We start from the raw sequence: 702 nt of genomic DNA, 5'->3' as shown, positions 1-702 counted from the left end.
TAGGTGTCGGCGCCGGCGCCGCCCTGCAGCTGGTCGTCGCCGAGCCCGCCGATGAGGGTGTCGGTCCCGCCGAGGCCCGAGAGCACGTCATTGCCGCTGGTCCCGGTGAGCTGATCGGCGGTGGCGTTGAAGCCGGTGAGGGTCGTGGCGCCGGCGGCGGTCTGCTGGGCGACATAGGCGCTGAGCAGCTGGGCCCGGGTCCAGACGACGCCGTCGCCGAAGACGATCTGTTCGATCCCTCCGCCCAGGGTGCTGTCCTGATCCCTGAGCTGGATCGATCCGGCATGGCCGGTGAAGCTGAGGGTGAGGTGATCGCCCGAGCGGGTGATCTGGAGCAGGTCGGCGGTCAGACCCTCGCCGAGTTCGAGCCGGTCCAGGGTGGTGGTGTCGTAGGACAGGGCTTCGGTGATGACGTCATGGCCGTCGCCCGAAGCGTAGACATAGGTGTCGGCGCCGGCGCCGCCCTGCAGCTGGTCGTCGCCGAGCCCGCCGATGAGGGTGTCGGTCCCGCCGAGGCCCGAGAGCACGTCATTGCCGCTGGTCCCGGTGAGCTGATCGGCGGTGGCGTTGAAGCCGGTGAGGGTCGTGGCGCCGGCGGCGGTCTGCTGGGCGACATAGGCGCTGAGCAGCTGGGCCCGGGTCCAGACGACGCCGTCGCCGAAGACGATCTGTTCGATCCCTCCGCCCAGGGTGCTGTCCTGA

1 protein-coding gene is annotated in these 702 nt (G+C 70.4%); it reads right to left on the bottom strand.

Features of this window, described 5'->3' with window-relative positions:
• Window positions 1-702: calcium-binding protein (locus ACODRV_RS17430; protein WP_488909184.1), on the bottom strand; the 702-nt coding region annotated here is incomplete at both ends.

Source organism: Brevundimonas sp. FG8, from assembly GCF_057808845.1.
This window is presented reverse-complemented; position numbering and strand designations above follow the sequence as displayed.